Source organism: Mucilaginibacter pankratovii (assembly GCF_014773265.1).
Lineage (GTDB): Bacteria > Bacteroidota > Bacteroidia > Sphingobacteriales > Sphingobacteriaceae > Mucilaginibacter > Mucilaginibacter pankratovii.
In genome coordinates, this window is record NZ_JACWMY010000001.1 from 186213 (window position 1) to 206238 (window position 20026).

The following is a 20026-nucleotide window of genomic DNA, read 5'->3' on the forward strand; positions in this document are numbered from 1 at the left end:
TTGTATGCGCTAAATATAATCGTTAATAAGCGCTACGCTTCTTTCCCTTTTATAATTAATATTTAACTACGATGTACCCGGTTTTGCGTTTGGTTTCGGTTCCTTTCTTGTACTCTACCGAGTAGAAATAAGTACCGGCCTGCTGCAGGGTGCCTTTGCTGCTGTGCCCGTCGAAAGCCTTGCTTTCGTTATCATAGCCCCTGGCTTCGTAAACCACGTCACCGTTTCGGTTCATGATGCGGACGGTATTTTCAGGGAAAGCGTTAATGCCCTGTATGGTCAACCTGTCGTTAATACCGTCTCCGTTTGGCGATACCGCCTGTTTAACCACCAGGTCTATAGCCAGCACATCTGTTGACGGCTCTGGTTTTTGCAGCACATCTATCGTGTTTCTATTTTTATTTACAGCTGCTATTACCGGTGGCGCTGTACGGTTTACGGTGATGGTGAACGCCAGCGTGGTTACCCCGTCTTCAGCTGTGATCTCTATCGGGATGACTGTTGCGGTACCTGCCAGTGTTAACGGTGCAGAGGCCGTACGTTGGGCCGTGGTTACACCGTTCACCTTTATTGTTGCCGGGTCTTTAGTCCCCAGGGTTATCTGTACACTGTTTACGCTATTGCCTGCCGAGGATACCCAATTAGCTGACGTGCCTACACGCGTTATCGGGCCGGAGCTAACTGCAATATAATTAAGCGCTGTATTGTTGGAGCCTGTTTTGTTAACCGTAATGTTGATGACACGTGTAGTTACCCCATCTTCTGCCGTTATCTCTACCGGGAACGTTGTTGCGGCGCCCGTTAGCGTTACCGGTGCAGAGGCCGTGTTTTGCGCTGTTGCTACACCGTTTACCTTTATCGTTGCCGGATCTTTCGTCCCCAGGGTGAGCTCTACGCTGTTTACGCTATTACTTACCGAAGAAGTATAGTTATCTGATGTGCCTACACGGGTTAGTACGCCAGGGTTGATAGACATACTGCTCAACCCCGTATTGTTTGAACCTGTGCGGTTAACCGTTATGGTAAATGCCAGTGTGGTTACCCCATCTTCCGCCGTAATTTCTACCGGGATGGCTGTTGAAACGCCGATAAGCGTTACCGGTGCAGAGGCCGTATTTTGGTCTGTGCTCACGCCGTTTATCTTTATCGTTGCAGGGTCTTTTGTACCCAGGGTGATCTGCACTGTATTTAAGGTGCTGCTGGCAGAGGCCGTCCAGTTATCTGATGTACCTACACGGCTTATTGGGCCCGAGCTAACAGCAATAAAGTTGAGCGCTGTATTGTTGGAACCAGTTTTATTAACTGTGATATTGAGCACACGTGTAGTTACGCCATCTTCCGCTGTTATCTCTACCGGGAACGTCGTTGTAGGCCCGGTTAGCGTTATTGGTGCAGAGGCCGTGTTTTGTGCTGTGCTTACGCCATTTACTTTTATCGTTCCGGGGTCTTTTGTACCCAGGGTGAGTTGTACGCTGTTTACGCTAAAGCTTACCGAAGATGTATAATTATCTGACGTGCCTATACGCGTAAGTACACCCGGGCTGATAGTCATAGTGCTCAACCCTGTATTGTTAGAGCCTGTTTTATTAACAGTTACGGTAAATGCCAGTGTGGTTACGCCATCTTCTGCCGTGATCTCTACCGGGATAGCGGTTGTAACGCCGATAAGCGTTATCGGTGCAGAGGCCGTGTTTTGGTCTGTGGTTACGCCATTTATCTTTATCGTTGCAGGGTCTTTTGTACCCAGGGTTAACTGTACGCTGTTTACACTATTACTTACCGAGGAGGTCCAGTTATCTGATGTACCTACACGCGTTACCGCGCCCGAGCTAATGGCAATGTAATTTAACGCTGTATTGTTAGAGCCTGTTTTGTTAACCGTAATATTGAGCACACGTGTGGTTACCCCGTCTTCTGCCGTGATCTCTACAGGGAACGTTGTTGCAGCGCCCGTTAGCGTTACTGGTGCAGATGCCGTGTTTTGCGCCGTACTTACACCATTCACCTTTATCGTACCCGGATCTTTTGTACCCAGGGTGAGCCGCACACTGTTTACACTATTACCTACCGAAGACGTATAGTTATCAGATGTGCCTACACGGGTAAGTACACCGGGGTTGATAGTCATACTGTTCAAACCTGTATTGCTTGATGGTATTTTGTTAACAGTGATGCTAAATGTAAGTTTGGTTACCCCGTCTTCTGCCGTTATCTCTACTGGAACCGCTGTTGCGGCGCCTGTAAGTGTTACTGGTGCAGAGGCTGTATTTTGTGCCGTGATTACGCCGTTGATCTTTATCGTAGCCGGATCTTTTGTACCCAGGGTGATCTGCACACTGTTTACGGTGCTGATGGCTATCGTAGTCCAGTTATTTGATGTGCCTACACGCGTCACTGGTCCCGAGCTAACTGCAATATAGCCTAACCCTGTATTGTTGGAGCCTGTTTTGTTTACGGTGATATTGATCACACGTGTTGTTACCCCATCTTCCGCCGTTATCTCTACCGGGAATGTTGTTGTGGTACCAATTAACGCTACAGGTGCAGAGGCAGTGTTTTGAGCCGTAGTTACGCCATCCACCTTTATTGTTGCAGGATCTTTTGTGGCCAGGGTAAGCTGCACACTGCTTGCGGTAGGGCTTACCGAGGTAGTGTAGTTATCTGATGTGCCTACACGGGTAAGTACACCCGGGTTGATGGTCATACTGTTGAGCCCCGTATTGCTGGAGCCCGTACGGATTACTGTTACGGTATAGGTTTTAACACTGCTGCCATCTGTTGCCGTTACTTCTACCGGGATAGTATTAGGGCCGGTAAGCAGCGCGATTGATGCTGATGCCGCGCCGCTGGTGGTGCCGTTGCCGTTTACCTTTATCGTAGCCGACGGATCAACCGAGGTTGGGGTAAGGGTTATGCTGGTTATTGCATAGGCTACCGTGGTTGCATAATTCACCACATCCTTATCAAACACAGGGCTTAAAGTGCCTGCGCTAATGGTTAAACTGGCCAGGCTTGGGTTAGTGGCAGTTGCCTTTATCACCCGTACGGCTATGGTTTTGATAGCGCCGCTTTCTGCTGTTACCTCAATAGGGTAATTATTTACAGAAGCGCTTACCGGCAAGCTTTGCGAGCTAAAGCCTTTTGCTAAAGGCACTCCGTTCACTTTTATGGTAGCGAAACCGCTGGTGGCCACAGGCGTCAAATTAATATTGATGGTTTCATCGGGCACCACAACGTCGTAAGCGGTAGCTGCACTGTTAAACGGCGTTGTAAAGGTGCCTATGCTGGTGGTTAACGCGCTTAGGGTAGCGTCTGTAGATATTGGGCGCTCCAGCGTTATGGTGTAGATGGCAACTGTGGTCCCATCCTGCGCAGTACTGGTAAGGATAAGTGTGTTGTACAGGGCGTTAACCGGTACAGTTATTAAATGCTGGTTAGGGATGGTCAGGCTGTGCCCGTTAAGCCTTGCCTGTAGCGAAGCGGTTGTATCCAATAAGGTAAGGCTCATATCTACCGACTCGACACCGGCAGGTAAAGTTACGCTGTAATTAGGATCTGCCGTTGGGTTAAACGCTGGCGACAAGCTGCCATGGTTTAAAGTTATATTGGCTAAACCCGGTTCGCTTGAAGGTGGCCTGGTTATGCTTAAAGTGTAGGTTTTGGTAACCACGCCATCCTCGGCAGTTACTACTATATAGTAATTGTGCAAGCCAACGCTAAGGTTGTTAAGGGTAATGGCTGCGCCTGATGCTGCAGGGGCGGCATTAACCGTCATGGTTGCATTTGCATTTGCCAGCGTTGGTGTAAACGATACCGCTGTTGTACTGTTTGGCAGGTAAACATTATAAGTTAACGTTGCTGCATCAAAAACCGGGTCTAATGCGCCTGTGCTAAGGCTGATGCCAGCAAGGTCGGCATTGCTGGATGCATGTACGGCGTTAATAGTGTACGTTTTGCTGGTTTCGCCATCGCCGGCTGTAATTTTTGTGGTGATAACGGTTGGTGCGCCATCGCCAATGGTTATCGGGGCCGATGCGGTGTTATTGCTAACATATTCGCCGTTCACCAGCAGCTGGTAAAAATCCTGCCTTGCCGATGGGGTTATGGTAATGCTCGGTACCGATTCCGGAACCTTCGCGGTGTAAGTAGTAACCGTTGGGTCGAACGCCGGGCTTAAAGTACCTGCGCTAATGGCAAGGCCTGCAAGCGTAATTGGGCGGTTAATAACAAGTGTGTAAAATGTATTGCCGGTGTTATCTGCCGATTTTACATTGATGTTTATATAGTTCGGACCTTCGTATAACAGTACGGTTTTGGCACCATAGCTGCTGCCGCCTTCTCCGCCACCACCGGCGCCACCGTTAACCCTTGCTTTAGCTGCCGGGTCGTGCGTGGTTGGGGTAATGATAACCGATTCTGTTTCGGCAGAAACATTAAGCGAGTAAGATGTAACAAGAGGATTAAAAGATGGAGCAATGATACCTACGCTGCTGCCCAGGTTAGATAACTTAGAGTCTGACGGGATCGGATTTACATTAAAGTAGTACGATTTTATAGAGCCGTTTTCTGCCGTTACATGCACGCCTACCTGCTCGGTATTGTTATTGCTAAAGCTGATGGTATAAGGCGTGCCCGATGCAACTGGGGTAGCTATTTCCGGATAGGCCCCTATAGACATGGTTGAAAGCGGATCGGTTACGGTTGCAATTAATGTTGCAGAGGTAGAACCGTTGGGAATATTTACCGAGTAAAAATCAGTTTCCGGGTCGAAAGGTGTGTCAAACCCGCCTCCATTTAGCGTGGCGCTTGCCAGTGTATTGACGCTTGAAGCAGGCGTTACGGTCATGGTACCGCCTACCTGGGTGATATTGTAATTAGTGGCGGTTACACCACCAACGGGGTATATATTGTAATCACCTGCCCCCGAATTGATGGTGGCATCTGTTGTTAGTTGAATGGCCGATGTAAACGCTGTTGCCTCGGTATCGCCATTTTTATAACCGCTTACGCTATAGGTAAGTGCAGGGTTTGGCTTGGTAGCAACTTTGGTTTTATTGCCGATAGTAAGGGTAAGCGGTGCGCGGTCTATCTCAAAATACCCGCCTTGGAAAGTCAGTTTATAATTGCTGTCGTTAATGGCTAAAGTACCGAGGCTTACGTTATACGGGCCCGCTGTTTCACCTGCATCGCGGGTTAAGGCGCCTGTAATTTGGGTACCACCCAGCAGTGTGCCCGAGTAGATGCTGTAATTGATAGCAGGATCGGCATCGCCGTAGATCTTAAAGGTAGAACCACCCGAAACGATGATCTCCCTTTGGATAATGTTAAACGGCGCACTATGGAAGATTAGGTCGTAATTGCTGCCGTTGCTTATTTGAAAAGCACCTATGGTAGTGGCGTACGTACCTAAAGCTGTACCCGGCTCGCGGCCAAGGGCCCCGGAGAATGTATCGCCAGCAACCGGTGTACCCGAATAAGAGTACCCTATCACACCGTCAGGATCGCCGTATTGCACATCTCGACTGCCAGAGTAAATGTCAATGGCACGTTTGCCAATGCTCAGGTTGGCGCCAGTATAATTAAGGGTATAGTTGCTGCTTAAGGTAAGGCTTCCCTGGTTAATGGCATAAGTGCCAAAGCTTTCGCCGGCATCGCGGGTTATGGCACCTGTAAAGCTATCGCCGCCTATCAGGGCATCGGCAGTATAGGTTAAGGCCGGATCGCTGTCGCCGTACGTTTTGCTTTTGGCAGCGGCGGTTACGTTAATGGTTTTCTTGTTGATGGTTAGGTTGGCACCTGTAAAATTCAGGGTATAATTGCTGCTGTTGCTCACCGCAAGCGTACCCTGGCTAATGGCGTATGTGCCAAAACTCTCCCCTGCTGCACGGGTTATCGCGCCGCTAAAGCTGTCGCCGCTGGCCAATGCATCAGCAGTATAGGTTAATGCTGGGTCGCTGTCGCCGAAGCTTTTGGTTTTGGCATCGGCGGTCACGTTAACCGTCTTTTTGCCGATGGTTAAATTAGCACCGGTAAAATTCAGGGTATAATTATTGGTATTTAAAGCAAGCGTGCCCTGGCTGATAGCATAGGTGCCAATACTTTGCCCCGCAGCGCGGGTTAGCGTACCGCTAAATGTATCGCTGAAACCAAGCGCATCTGCATTATAAGTTAAGGATGGGTCAGCATCGCCATAGGTTTTGCTTTGCGCATTCGCGCTTACGTTAACCGTTCTTTTGGTAATAGTAAGGTTATCAGATATAAATGATATGGTATAATACTGATCCGTAGCTACTCCGGTTGAAGCGTTTACAGGCCTTTTGGTACCAAGGGTCAACGCATAAGCGCCCACATCCTCTCCTGCGGCCCTGCCAAAGGTACCTGTCATTCCTTCGCCTGGGGCAACCGAGCCAACAACAAATTGGTATGGGTAGGTAGGATCGGCATTACCGTAAACTTTTGTGGCCGGTACAGGCTTCAGGGTTATGAGTCTTTTGGTAATTGTTAAGTTGGTGCTTACGAAGGTAACAGTGTAATTTGAAGTGGCATCTACACCGGTAGTGGCGTTAACCGGATGTTTTGTGCCTATACTGAAAGCGTACACACCGGGAATTTCGCCGGTAGCCCGTACAAAGGGGCCGCTCATTCCATCGCTGGAAGCTAAAGACGTACCGCTGGTGAATGAATAGGTATAAGAAGCGGGGTCGTTATCGCCATAAGCTTTTGTTTGCACAGTAGGCGTAATTTCTAAAGGCCTTTTGGTAATGTTAAAGTCGCCGTTTGCAGCAGTAAGTGTATAGTTATTGCCTAAACTAAGGGTACCTATAGTAATGGCGTAAGTGCCAACATCAGAGCCGGCAGCCCTTGTTAGCGCGCCGGTGAAGACATCGCCGCTTTTAAGCGTGCCCGATGTTATGGTGTAACTGTACGATGCAGGATCGGCATTGCCGTAAACCTTAGTTTGGTTAGCCGATGGCGTAACGGTAATGGCATTTTTATTTACAGTAAGGGTTTGGGTTACATCACTCGCTGCGAAATTGCTTGCGTCGCCCGCTTGCGAAGCGGTGATAGTTGATGTACCTGCCCCTACTATGTGGATTTGCCCGCTAACGATGGTTGCAACAGCTGTATTACTGCTTACATAACTTACAGTAAGCCCGCTGCTTGCCGTAGCTCCCGGTGCAAAATCGGCATTACCGTAGGTTTTTGCAGGTATAGCGTTAAAAGTAATTGTTTGTGCCGCTTTAGGGCGGGTTACCGTAAGGGTGTATGTTTTGGTACTTGCATCCTGCGCGGTTACTACCGTGGTGATAGTATTACTGCCAATGTTTAAGCTGATGCTGCCCGAAGCTGAGCCGGATGTTACGGCAGTGTTATTAACCTTTATAGTTGCATTGGCCTGGTTGCGGGTTGGTGTTACCGTAATGGAAGTTGTAGCATTGGTTACCGATGCCGTGTAGGAGGTTGTACCCGCTGCAAACACGGGGCTTAACGTACCCGAACTGATAGTAAAGGCCGAAAGGTTTGCATCGTTTGATTGGGTTGAAAAGGTGGTAACAGCACCGTAAGTTGTACCTGCACCGTTTACCGCGTAAGCCCGTGCGTAATATGTGGTAGATGGGCTTAAGCCGGTAACACTTGCAGAATATGCACCGTTTGTGCTTACGGTAGCGTTTGCTGCTTTGGTATCGCTTACGGTTGGCGTGCTGTTAGTTGAACTATAAACAACGCCACGTTCTGTACTCATGCCGTAGCCGTACACCAGGTTGCCTGCCAGTGTTGCCCCTGTTGCTGTTATTGATGATGCAGCTGTAGTGGTTACTTGAGGTTGCTCCGGCACGGCTATATCTGCATGTACAGCGGCAGTGCTGCCTTGTGGTAAGTTAATTACCGTGCTATAAGTGTTGTCGTTTAAATTAACCGCTATTATTTTTGCGGTTACATTGTAAGCATCGCCTACATATGCACGGTTGTTACCCGCATCAAGTGCTAAACGGAAAGGCGTATTGGCAATTGAAGTTACCAAAGCCACGTCATTGGTACCATCAAGGTTTTGCCTCCTTAACGCATCCGTGGCGGCAAGGGTGGCAGCACTTGAATTTTCGGTAAGGTAATAAATATAGCCGTTTACCTTATCAACAGCAAAATCATATACAGAAGGTGCACTGGTGGCAAATGATCTTGATGTAACAGCGTTGCTATTCGCAAGGTCGATCGTTTTTAAAGCCCTTCCGCTGAAGCTTACATCCAGTACATAAACCTTACTGCCTGCAGCATCCACATCTACCCTGTAAGGATTTTTAGTGATGGATGTAGCTACGGTTTGTGTGCCGGTTCCGTCGGCATGCACCCTGTAAACAGCATCGCCCGCGTCGTTTACAGTTATGCTGCCGCCTTCAGTTATATAATATAACCAGTCGCCGGCAACATCATACGCAATATCTCTTATGGCCTTGGAGTTGGTACTGCTGATAGTTCTTATCACCGCGCCTGTAGTAGCATTGAGTACTTTAATAGCCGTGGTGGGGGTATACAAGTCCGATACAAAAATGCGGTTATTGTTACCGTCCAGGGCAATATTTCCCGGCTGTATTAAACCCGATACCAGCCCCGTGGCAACAGTTGTTCCCCCGGTACCATTATAATTCATTCGGTTAACAACATCAGTAGCTGTAGGGCTGCTGCTGGCGGTTTCGCCCATAGTGTAAACAACCTGCGCGCGGGCGGCGGTGCTAATTGTCAGCAATACTAATAACAAAAAAGCAGCCGGGATAGCATAAGTCCCTTTTTGCAGGTTGCTTTTTAATAAGAGTAAAATTCTTTTCATAATGCTTACTTAAGTAGTAGTGTGTGTTTTACGGCAGCGCCGCTATACTTTAATGTTAATGTTTGCCCGTTTCAACCGTAAAAACTGCATGCCGGGCCGCGGTGCAGGTATTATATGTATAAGTTTATGTCTGGCACCGCTTATTAATGCGGGCCGCATAAAACTTGTTGTTTGCGTATTAATGATATCAGCCGTTTTGGGCCGGGTATGCTATGGTTAAACTGTAGCGCTTAGGTGCCTTGCAACTAAGTATAAGCGTAAACAGCAGCCCCCTGTATGTAAAAAGGGCGCTGCTGTTAATATTTAATTATGGTCTGCTCGGGTATATTCCGTCCCAGCAAATAATGTAGTTTATGGCCAATACCGGCGATAAAGTTGTTACCGGCTGGTTACCGCCACTGTAAGAAATACTTTTTGGGTTTAACGCCGCAAGCGCAAATACAGGGTCGGTACCATCATTGTAGGTAGCGATAGCGTTACCACTAAGGCTATCAACAGGTACCGACATATAATTATTAAGCGGATCCGACTGGTTAGCCCCGGTACTTACCCCCTGCAGCGCATGCGTGTGAACCGGCATTTGTTGCTGTGTTATAGTTACGCTTTCTACACCGGCCATTTGCCCCTCGTAGTAATTAGACAAGCCCCTGCCCTGCCCCGGATGCACCGGTGCACGGCCCCGTAAATCGGGAAGTGCAAAAGTACTAATACCGTCGCCGCCGTATGTTGTACCAAGCAATGTAAAAAGAGCTTCGTACTGCCTGATTTGTAAAAGAGTTCCGTCGCAAAAGAACCAGCCTTTTGGTGCAAAGTTGCCTGCAAAAAGCATGAGAGAGGCCATGTATTGATCCATAGTTTAAATTTTGGGGTTTTAGGGATTTATAATTGGTAATTAATATCGGTTATGGCCTTGAAGGGTACACACCTTGCCAGGCGATAATATATTGCATGGCAACAAATGGGGGAGTAATATTAACCGGTTGGCTGCCGCCTGCAGGCACAATGGTTTTTTGGTTTAAATAGGTTTGGGGCAGGGTGGTGTCTACAAAGTCCTGAAAGTTATTTTCCGCAGCGCCAGTAGTTGAATCAACACCAATTGCAAGGAAATTATTCTCAGGAGAGATTTGGTCAGCCGCCGATGCAATGGTAAGCACCGGGTGGCTATGCGCCGGCATTTGCTGCACACTTAAAGTAACCTGTTGATTGCCGCCAACCTCGCCTAATTGATAAGGCGTTAAGCGCCCGCCGCCGATATTACTCACTTGGGTTGGGAACGCGCTGCGCAGATCCGGCAATTGAAAATAAGTAACGCCATCGCCACCATAGCTGGTGCCCAATATGCTAAATAGAGCTGTGTACTGGTTAATAGGCAAACGTTGCCCTTCGCAGGTAAACCAGCCAACAGGTGCAAAGCTGCCGGCGAACATTTTAATTTCTCCCATGATAGGTTCCATAGTTGTAATGATTTAGGGTTTTGTTTTTAGGTTTATAATTGTTGGGTAAATATATTATATTTAATTGTTAGTAAAAGAAATATTTAATATTAAAAGCTCAATTTAAATTATTAAAACCACTAATAATCAATGCTTTAATTGTGTAATGTATACACTTTGTATACGGTTTTCACATATATGACTTATCCCTTTCAGGAATATTTTTTTAACAAACGATTAATTTATTTAAGTGGCCACTAACGCATTTCTGGTTCGCCGCAACCAAAATATAACCGGTATTTTGTTCCCGGCTACATTTGGCCGCTGGTTCCCTTAACATTAATTATTTATTATTATCCAAATGTATGTTGAAGATAAAAGCCGTAACAGGGTGTAATCAGCTTTTTTACGGGGGTGATTTAGGGGTAAAAAAAGGCTGCTAAGTTTTTGTGAATTCGCTTGCAAATACCCACTTTCGATAACCTTAAAATTAAAACGTTATGACAATCAAACACACCCTCTTGTTAATGGCTTTCGCAGGTTTAGGCCTTGCATCGTGCCAAACCAAAACCGCGGAAACCGCCGCCGCTCCCGGTGGGCAGATAGGCGATCAGATTAGCTTAGACACCGCTAAAAAGTATGTGGAGAATTACAAGCGCAGGGCCGGAATTGTAGATTCGGTATGGGGCGAAAATGGCGGCCTGCAAAAGAAATATGCAAGGCCAAACAGCCGCTGTGTATGGTTCGACAAAGAAAAACTACGCAAAATACTGGCCGAACTGGATGCAGAAAAGGGAGACGGCGTACGTTTTTACCTCGCCGCTTATGATAGTACTTATAATAAAAATCCAAACTCGAAAACACCCGACAGAAAATACTGGAACTATAACACCCTGATAATGGTATCTACTGTGCCGAAAATAGTTGGCACCGACACGCTGCACTTTGATTCGTACAGTAAAAGAACCGCTAATGCGCCCGGCAAAGGCTTTATAGTAGGTGCCGGTGCCGGCCCCGAAAACCGCGGCGAAATGTGCCCGCCGCCAAGTAACTGCCCAGCTATTGGTGCAACGCTTATCCAATAATAAAAAATGGGATCTGTTCCGTTAAGTAAATTAATCACCCTGAACACGGCAGCCGAATTTATCTGCTTCCTGGTTGCGCTTATATTCCTTTACCGGGATAAAAGCGCAGCCTGGCGGGTATTTATAGTTTATCTGCTGCTCACCTTTTGTGCCGAAACTACAGGGCTGGTGATACGTAAAGTATTTTTAACGGCCAACCTGCCGGTATACAATACCTTTGTGGTAGTGGAGTGCTTTTTTACCAGCTATTTTTTCTACACGCTGTTTAAGCCCTACGGCTACAGCGTTAAGTGGCTGTTTGGCTGGCTGGCGTTATTTACGGTGATGTATATCAGCGAGTTGTTTTACGTAAACTTTGCCGATTTTGTAGCTGTAACGGCCTCGGTAATGTCCATCGTATTTGTATTGGCCTGCATGTGGTTCTACTACATAAAACTTACCGACGAACGGTACGAGCCTTTGCTGCAATCGGCCGAGTTTTGGTGGGTAAGCGGTGCGCTGTTCTTTTACTTTGGCAGCACCGCCTGTAATATCTTTTTTGATTACCTAAAGCAAAACGAGGTATCTGCCTACAACAGTTCCATCAGGTATATTATTTTTAACGTACTAAATATTATATTGTACTCATTCTGGTCATTTTCATCCGTATGCCGATATCGCCAAAGGAAATCGTTTCGTTAATTGGACTAACCTCCATCGTTTTCCTCATCGCCCCCATCTTCCTGATACGGTATGTGCTGCTGTATAATCGCAAAAAGAAAAAACACGAAGAAGAAAAATCGATTATGGTAAAAACCTTAGAGACCGAACTGCTGCGAACCCAGATGGAGGTACAGGAGCAAACCCTTAAAACGATCGCTTACGATCTGCACGATAATATTGGCCAGTTGCTAAGCCTTACCACCATTACCCTCAGTTCCATCAACCTGGATGACAGGGCAAAATCTGCCGAGAAGATTGCTTTGATAGAAGACTTAACCGCCCGCTCTACCAAGGAGGTGAAGGCCCTCTCGCGGATGCTGCACAGCGAGGAATTGCTGAGCCGCGGGCTGTTCTCGGCCATTGAGTTTGAGCTGGACTGGATGAAACGCAGCGACCGCTTTACCATCAGCTTTAAAAAACCCGCGTTTGAATCTTTTACCGATGATGCAGGTAAAGAGACCATTATGTTCCGCCTGTTCCAGGAAATTATAAATAATATTATTCAGCACTCTAAGGCAACAGAAATATTTGTTAATTTGGACCAGGTTGACGGCGCTTTAAAACTCACCATCCGCGATAACGGCGTTGGTTTTGATGTAGACGCTACCCTGCAACGCAAAACCGGTATGGGCCTGTATAATATTAAAAAACGCGCTGCCATTATAAATGGCACCGCGTCGATAGATTCTACCCGTGGTGCCGGTTCTGTTATAACCATTACAGTACCTTATTAATACATTTACCATGTCCTCCCCCGACAAAATTGATATTGCCATTGTAGACGATCATACTCTCTTTCGCCAGGGCCTGGTAGGCCTGCTCACCGAAAGCGGCCGCATTAATGTAGTGTTTGATGCCAGTAACGGCGCAGATATGATCCAGAAGATAGCCAAACACCCCTTGCCAAGTGTTGTACTGATGGATATTACCATGCCCATAATGGATGGGTACGAAAGCACCAAATGGCTTAAACAAAACCACCCCGATATAAATGTACTTGCCCTGAGTATGTTTGAGGAGGATAAGCCTATTATTGAGATGCTGAAAAGCGGGGCGGGCGGCTATATGCTAAAACAAAGTAAAGTAGCCGACCTGGTGAACGCCATAGCGGGCATTAACGAGCATTCGTTTTATATAAACGAGCTGGTATCCGGCAAACTACTGCGCAACATCCAAAACAAGCAGGCGGTAAAAAACGATTACTCGGACCTTAACGCCAACGAGCTCCGTTTCCTGGAGCTTTGCTGCTCGGACCTTACCTACAAACAAATTGCCGACCAGATGAACCTGAGCCCGCACACCATTGATAATTACCGCGAATCACTGTTCCAAAAATTTGAGACCAAATCGCGCACGGCGCTGGTGATCTCGGCATTGAAGAATGGGTTGATAAAGATATAGCCCCTTGTCATGGTGAGCCTGTCGAACCATTAACAGCCATCAATTTATTGGGGAATTTTACTTAACGGATTTTGTTCTATCTCCTTTTTCCTTATAAATAACCCGTAAATATAGTTGCAGGCATCACCTTCGGTTGGAAACACAACTTCATCATTTCTATTGCCCCTCTCATCAAAATAAAACACCTCCCATTTACTGTAGTTGTGATAGAGTACTATCCGGTCTGGCAAAAGTTCATCGTATAATGAATAAAATCCAGGGTAAACACTTAGTTTATCTAATTCCTCTTTTAATTCAATCCTATTCATTTTTGTTCTTTGTTCGCGTTGTCTCCAACAAACGATGTTCGTCGAAATTAATGTCAGCCGTAGGGCTAATGTCAATAGTTTATGCTGAAAATATAAGTTCGAAGATCGGTATTTCGTCAATGAACGGCATCACGGTGATTGTTGTTGAGACCACCAACAATGGCGAAAAGATTAACACATTTTCGGTTGATGATGGGCTGAACTCCCGGCTGCGTTTTATAAATTTACTTTATGAAACTTCTTCTCACTTCCGCAGGCATCAGCAACGCCAGCATAAACAACGCGCTGGTTGAACTCCTGGGCAAACCCATTGCCGAAGCGAGCGCCCTTTTTATACCAACCGCTATATATGGCATACCCGGCTACGCACAAATAGTACAAAAGGTGATCTGCGGAACCTTAGGCGACCCGTTTTGCCAATTGGGCTGGAAATCGCTGGGATTGCTGGAACTAACCGCCCTGCCCAGCATTAAACAGGAGCTTTGGGTACCCATGCTGCAGCAAACGGATGTATTGCTGGTTGGCGGCGGCGACTGCCAGTACCTGTGCTACTGGATGCAGCAGAGCGGCCTTACCGCCCTCCTACCGGAGTTGCTGCAAAGGATAGTAACGTTGGCCTGAGCGCGGGGAGCATGATCATGACAAGCTACGGAACCACCTACGGCAACCATACGCTGCCTGCCGAAACGGATAAGGCGCTAAACCTGCTCAATTTTGCCATTCACCCGCACCTGGACCATGAATGGTTCCCGAACAATTCTCTCGCCAATATAGAAAAGCTGGCTGCAACCATCCCAGTACCCTCCTATGCCATAGACGACCAAACCGCCATTAAAGTAACCGATGATACCATCGAAGTTATCTCCGAGGGGAATTGGAAGTTGTTCACTCCTTAAACCGACTAAAAATCATCCTCGTAGTTCACTTTACCGTTGGATAGCTTCACATAATCTACGGAGCCTGTCCCCTGAAAACTGAAGTCGATACCGATAATTTTGGAGCGGATAATATCGCTGTTTACGGTGTAAACCAGTTTGTCATCTAGATACACCTTCCCTACCCGGTTATGGGCCTCTACCCTAACCTTTACATACTTACTAAAATCGACTCCAAACATAGATAGATCCTTCTTTTTACCCGAGCGGAAATAGTTTGTAAAAATAAAATCGACATCTGACACACAACCTTTTGCGCACAGCGGGATACCTATGGCCGTACCCCGGCACAGCAAATAAAGGTGCGTTTGCTGGCAAATGGCCGCCCCCTCTTTATAGTTGTTTTTGAGAGACGTTTCGAACACAAAATCGTCGCTGTAGATCTCGCCAAAATCCTTCACGTTACTAAAAAGAACAAAGGGAGCTACCGGCTGCATTTTTATGTTACGTGCCTGAATTTGAGCCGCATTCAGCGACATTTTGCCGTCCTTCATCACATCCACACTATCAAAATATACAGGTACAGGGCTCAGCGTAACCACTCCCAGCCACCCGTTAGATTTGATGAGCAGATCGTGCTGTTTTACTATCTTATTATTTACAATGAGTTTAGCGCGATAGTAATCAGGGTAATAGTATATCGAAGTATGCTGCTTATCCAATTTGGAAACCTTCTGCCTGAGCTTCTTATCCCACGATTGCTGTATAATAACCGAATCGCCCGGCGCTTTACTGGCGTCGTAATTAAAAACAACCGAATTGGGCAAACCCTGCGTTACCGCTTTTTTGCTACTGAAGGTATAATCGCTATCGGCAATCGGTGGTGGATTTTTATTGATACTGAGGTAGGTGATCACAATGCCGGTTACCAGGGCAACTCCTGTTGTAATTTGCCATATCCGCCTGTTGGTTGGCCTATCGGTAATAGCCGGTGTTGGCGCGGGTACATGTCCGGGTTGGGGGTTCACTATAACATCCTCCAATATGGCCACGCTGGTACTACCATTTTTTTGGTGGGCGGTTACAAAGCCACGCCATCCGTTAAAACCTATAAAGTTAGCCAGGGTGTCCAGTGTATAAGTATTGGGGAGGCTATCGTATTTTACTTTCCCCCAAATGCGCTTTAAGGTAACATGGCTAAGCGTAACGCCCGTACGCTGGTGTATGCGCTCGCTCAGGTTAATAAAATCCTGGTTGGTCCAGCCGCGGCTGTCGCCCCAGCCCGTTTCGATCTCATACTGCAGTTTAAGTGTTTCTATAAGTTCATCAAAAGGCATGGGCATCTACTTGGTGCAAAATTAATATCGCTATTGGTTTGTTCGGGCTTGTATCAACTTGTACCAACTTGTACAGGCGCAACGCATACATATTGATTTTTGCGCATCTACATTTGTATCACGCTTTTGGTACTGCAAGTTATAAAATGTACCCGGCTAAATAACCAAATCCCGTTGATATTTTTATGATTAAGCTGGCAATTATAGGTAAATGGTTTTATGCTGTAGCATTTATAGTATTTGGTATACAGCATTTTATATATGCCGAATTTGCGGCTACACTAATACCGGCGTGGATCCCATGGCATTTATTCTGGACGTATTTTGTAGGCGTTGCCTTTATACTGGCTGCCATAAGTATCATCATCAATAAATATGCCTTGTTCTCCTGTGTTATGATGGGCATTATGCTGGCGATGTTTATCCTATTGATGCATATTCCAAACCTGGTTAACCACCCGCAAGATCCGCAGCGCTGGACACGTGCGCTGCAGGATGTGCTATTTATGGGCACAGCGCTTATGCTTACCGGCGAGTTAAAGCTGCAAACCGCCGGCAAATATTTGTTTGCTGTGCCCATCATCATTTTGGCATTGCAGCATTTTGCACATGCAAATTTTGTTACCGCAAAGGTACCCGCATGGTTCCCGGCGGTAGAAGTTTGGGATTATATTGTAGGTATAGTTATTATAGTAGCAGCGATTGGCATTATTACCAACCGGTACATGGGCGCGCCGGCGTTGATGCTGGCCATTTTATTATTCACCCTCGCATTGCTGTACCATGTACCCCTGCTTATTGCCGATGTACACAGCGGCCAGCAGTGGACCGGCGCAATGCTGGATATTGCTATAGCCGGCGGGGCATTTGTGGTGGCTGCTTTGCCAGCGGTTTATTATAAACCGGCCAGCATGGCAACTTAATAGCCCGGGAATGCGTACATTTATATAACCACCTGTTATAAACCTCCTGCTACTATGCCGGGCCGTACTTTATATTACTTTTTTTTGATACTGGCGCTAATTTTTGGCTACAGCGGACGGAGTTATGCGCAATTTTTTCAGCTGACAGAGAATCGTAAGCGCGTTAACGTACCTTTTAAAGCGGTACGCAACATGATTATTATCAAGCTAAAAATTAATAATAACGGGCCTTACAATTTTATTTTGGATACAGGTGTGGGCTTTATGGTGATAACAGAGCCAAGCCTGGTAGACAGCCTGAATATACTTGACCGGCGCACCCTTAAACTGGCCGGGCTTGGCGAAGGAGATGATTTTGATGCTTATTATACTGAACCACTGAACATAGAGATTCCCGGGATAAACAGCGTAGGCGTTAGTGCTGCTATATTTAAAAAAGACCATTTTGGCTTGTCCAATTATGCAGGGATGCCAATTCACGGTTTATTGGGCTACGAGTTTTTTAACAGGCTGGTTGTTAAAATCAACTTTAATGATAGCACACTAACGGCCTATCGCCCGGGCAGTTTGAAAACACCGCGCAGGTACGAGGCTTTGCCTATAACGATAGAGAACAACAAGCCTTTTTTGAAAACCTGTGTGCGCTTTTGTGATAACAGCGAGCGCGAATGTAAGCTCATTGTAGATATTGGCGCCGGGCACCCGCTATCACTTGATGAGAACCATACTAACCCCTGGCCCACTCAAAAAGCTATCGCGGCTAACCTGGGCATGGGCCTAACAGGGCCCATAAAAGGTGAAATAGGCCGTGTACGGCAGTTGAACCTGGGCAAATACAACCTTACCAATATACTTTCATCTTTCCCCGACCACCGTGGCGATAATTCATTTTCTGCCGAGCGGGATGGCAATTTGGGTATGGATCTGCTGAAGCGGTTTATCCTGATATTTGATTACAGTAAAAACTTGCTGTACGTTAAATCGAGGGGCAACCTGAAGGAACCTTTTGAACGCGACATGAGTGGGCTGGAGTACTACGCGGGCGGCGATGAGCTTAAACGCGTGGTAATAAGCCGCGTGGAACCAGGCTCGGCGGCCGATGATGTGGGGTTAATAAAGGACGATGAGATCACCTCCGTAAATTTCAAACCCGTGGTAAACATGAGCCTGGAAGAGCTTGACCGTCTTTTCCGATCGGGCGATGGCAGGAGTTTACTGCTGGAGATCTACCACGAAAAGAAATTCACCAAGGTGATATTAACTTTAAAAAGAAGGATCTAAGAAAATTGAGGTGTTAGTGCGTACAGTTCCCCGATGAAAGGAATAGTGATGGTGTGGGAATTGTACGGCTAATGTATAAGCAGGCGGTGTTTTATTGCCGGCTAAAAACAGATAGGTCAATTAGTTACTCCATCATAAGCCACTTCCGTTCGCCGGTTTAATTGATGCTCTGCCTCTGTACACGACGCTCTGTCCGGGCAATTATTCACCAGGTTCTCTTTGCCGAACCAGCCCGCGGATAACCTGCCACGCGAAATACCCTGCCCGACCAAATATGCTATCGCAGCATCAGAGCGTCGCTTAGATAAGCCGATGTTATAACTCCCGGATGCGCGCACATCCGTATACGATGCCAGTTTTACTTTTACCGATGGATTGGCTTTTAATAAGAGAACAAGCCTGTCCAGTTCCGATGCCGCGTCCAGCCGGATGTTGGCCTTATCCAGGTCATAATAAATAATGGCGTGGATATCCTCCGGCTTAAATACCGGTTGTGCCGGCCCGGCAATTACAGGCGGTAGTATCTGTTTCATTGGTTGCGGGAGAGATTCGTATTTAAAGCTGTAAATATCATCATTCCCTGTACCGCCATCACGATTTGAGGAGAAGTAACCGGTGAGTCCGTTCATCGTCAGGAAATAAAAATCATCAGCGGTACTGTTTACCGGGTAACGATGGTTATACGGCGTACTCCATTCGGCCTTTTTGCCTTTTGCCTCAAATGTATCGTACCCGCCCATCCCGGGCAAGCCGTCGGAGGCGAATTCCAAGCCATTATTCCACGGAATCACCGGAAAGGCCTCGTTTCCTTTGGTATTAATAGTTTTACCGCAATTAGCCGGTTTTGCCCAGGTCCCGTCGGCCAGTTTTGCGCAGTACCAGATGTCGGTTCCACCCTCGCCCCCCGGCATATCCGAGGAAAAGTAAAGCGAAGAGCCATCCGGCGATACTGCGGCGTGCCCTACCGAGTACTCTTTAATATTATTATAAGCAAAGTTTTTAAAATTGCCCCAAACTCCGTTTGCTTTTGTGGCCGTAACCAGCATCAGCCTGCGGGTATACAGGCGCTGGTGGCTGCCTTTCTCACGTTTGTCGATAGGGAGATCGTTGCGCGGAACGCTGGTTGTTACCGTTATCCAGGCGGTATCGGCAGTTACATTGAATAACGCGGGCCCGGCATGGTAATCTCCATTGAATATTTTGCCTCCGTCGCTGCTTGCGGGGAGTAACACAACGCTATCCTTATTGGCGCTGTATAATTTAAAAAAGCCGTTGCCGGTGCGGTTATCGGTTTGCTTGCCGCTTTCGTCGTATTCAATCACCCTGTCGGAAGTAAATACGATACCCTTCTCTCCGTAGTAGTTTGCGCCCCAGTCCGAATAGATACTATTGAGCCTCTTTTCCAGACTCACCGTATAATTTTTGCGTGGCGAGGCCATCCATTTGGCGGCAGAATCGCAGGTGGCCAGCTTAAAACGCAGTTGCTCCGGGTTATTTACTTTGGCATAGTAGGCCTGGTATTGCACTTTTGCCTCCTTTAATTTATTGTTCCTCAGCAGCGATTCGGCGTAATAATACAGGTCGGTATCGGCAGCTTTATCGTAGGCAACTGCGCTTGCGTACCAGTTTTCGGCGTTTTTATGATCGTTTATCAGGCGGTAGCATTCGGCAATTCGTTCTACCACGCGTACGTTTGGGTTATTTTTATCGGCAAGCGGCAGGTAAAGATTTAGTGCTTTAAAATACTCGTAACGCTCGAAAAGCTTATCGGCCAGTTGCTTTTTACTCAGCTGCTCCTGGGCGGCTGCGGCCACCCAACAATTCAACAATAAGGCTATGATCAATATCTTCTTCATA

Annotated in this window: 14 protein-coding genes; 8 read left to right on the plus strand and 6 right to left on the minus strand. The window is 47.0% G+C overall.

Annotation, left to right across the window (positions count from 1 at the left end; all coding sequences use genetic code 11):
* Positions 1 to 55 precede the first annotated feature (55 nt).
* The 3 genes from IDJ77_RS00780 to IDJ77_RS00790 all read right to left on the minus strand — a co-directional run bounded on the left by IDJ77_RS00780 (position 56) and on the right by IDJ77_RS00790 (position 10278).
* Entirely contained in the window at positions 56 to 8824 is an 8769-nt protein-coding gene (locus IDJ77_RS00780) for a cadherin-like beta sandwich domain-containing protein (protein WP_191187018.1), read from the minus strand.
* A 307-nt stretch (positions 8825 to 9131) separates the two neighbouring features.
* Positions 9132 to 9677: a phage tail protein gene (locus IDJ77_RS00785; RefSeq protein ID WP_191187019.1), complete on the minus strand. Its 546-nt coding sequence runs from the start codon at positions 9675 to 9677 to the stop codon at positions 9132 to 9134.
* A 49-nt stretch (positions 9678 to 9726) separates the two neighbouring features.
* Positions 9727 to 10278, minus strand: coding sequence for a phage tail protein (locus tag IDJ77_RS00790; RefSeq protein WP_191187020.1), 552 nt, complete (start codon positions 10276 to 10278; stop codon positions 9727 to 9729).
* Positions 10279 to 10757: 479 nt separating this feature from the next.
* Here IDJ77_RS00790 and IDJ77_RS00795 point away from each other — a divergent pair, with 479 nt between their 5' ends.
* The 4 genes from IDJ77_RS00795 to IDJ77_RS00810 are packed head-to-tail and all read left to right on the plus strand — an operon-like array spanning position 10758 to position 13445.
* Positions 10758 to 11342, plus strand: coding sequence for a hypothetical protein (locus IDJ77_RS00795; RefSeq protein ID WP_191187021.1), 585 nt, complete (start codon positions 10758 to 10760; stop codon positions 11340 to 11342).
* A 6-nt stretch (positions 11343 to 11348) separates the two neighbouring features.
* Positions 11349 to 12023 (plus strand): hypothetical protein, encoded by a 675-nt coding sequence (locus tag IDJ77_RS00800; RefSeq protein ID WP_191187022.1) that lies wholly within the window; start codon positions 11349 to 11351, stop codon positions 12021 to 12023.
* Entirely contained in the window at positions 11990 to 12778 is a 789-nt protein-coding gene (locus IDJ77_RS00805) for a sensor histidine kinase (RefSeq protein WP_191187023.1), read from the plus strand. Before IDJ77_RS00800 ends, IDJ77_RS00805 begins: the two co-directional genes overlap by 34 nt.
* 10 nt (positions 12779 to 12788) lie before the next feature.
* Positions 12789 to 13445 carry a response regulator transcription factor gene (locus tag IDJ77_RS00810; RefSeq protein ID WP_191187024.1) on the plus strand — a complete coding sequence of 219 codons (657 nt, stop codon included), beginning with the start codon at positions 12789 to 12791 and terminating at the stop codon, positions 13443 to 13445.
* 44 nt (positions 13446 to 13489) lie between these two features.
* On the opposite strand, the gene IDJ77_RS00815 is transcribed toward IDJ77_RS00810, so the two are convergent.
* A complete protein-coding gene (locus tag IDJ77_RS00815; protein WP_191187025.1) occupies positions 13490 to 13753 on the minus strand; it encodes a hypothetical protein in 264 nt (87 codons plus the stop codon).
* 231 nt (positions 13754 to 13984) lie between these two features.
* On the opposite strand from IDJ77_RS00815, the gene IDJ77_RS27780 reads away from it, so the two are divergent.
* Together IDJ77_RS27780 and IDJ77_RS27785 are read left to right on the plus strand one after the other, a co-directional pair.
* Positions 13985 to 14374 (plus strand): Type 1 glutamine amidotransferase-like domain-containing protein, encoded by a 390-nt coding sequence (locus tag IDJ77_RS27780; protein WP_262892782.1) that lies wholly within the window; start codon positions 13985 to 13987, stop codon positions 14372 to 14374.
* Positions 14375 to 14391: 17 nt separating this feature from the next.
* Positions 14392 to 14649: a Type 1 glutamine amidotransferase-like domain-containing protein gene (locus IDJ77_RS27785; RefSeq protein ID WP_262892783.1), complete on the plus strand. Its 258-nt coding sequence runs from the start codon at positions 14392 to 14394 to the stop codon at positions 14647 to 14649.
* 5 nt (positions 14650 to 14654) lie between these two features.
* On the opposite strand, the gene IDJ77_RS00825 is transcribed toward IDJ77_RS27785, so the two are convergent.
* A complete protein-coding gene (locus IDJ77_RS00825) occupies positions 14655 to 15971 on the minus strand; it encodes a hypothetical protein (protein ID WP_191187026.1) in 1317 nt (438 codons plus the stop codon).
* A 179-nt stretch (positions 15972 to 16150) separates the two neighbouring features.
* Here IDJ77_RS00825 and IDJ77_RS00830 point away from each other — a divergent pair, with 179 nt between their 5' ends.
* Complete coding sequence (locus IDJ77_RS00830; protein ID WP_191187027.1) at positions 16151 to 16888, plus strand: DoxX family protein; 738 nt, start codon at positions 16151 to 16153, stop codon at positions 16886 to 16888.
* A gap of 54 nt (positions 16889 to 16942) precedes the next feature.
* Entirely contained in the window at positions 16943 to 18169 is a 1227-nt protein-coding gene (locus tag IDJ77_RS00835; protein WP_191187028.1) for an aspartyl protease family protein, read from the plus strand.
* Positions 18170 to 18285: 116 nt separating this feature from the next.
* Here the strand turns inward: IDJ77_RS00835 and IDJ77_RS00840 are convergent, their stop codons facing one another.
* Positions 18286 to 20025, minus strand: coding sequence for an OmpA family protein (locus IDJ77_RS00840; RefSeq protein WP_191187029.1), 1740 nt, complete (start codon positions 20023 to 20025; stop codon positions 18286 to 18288).
* Position 20026: the final 1 nt, after the last annotated feature.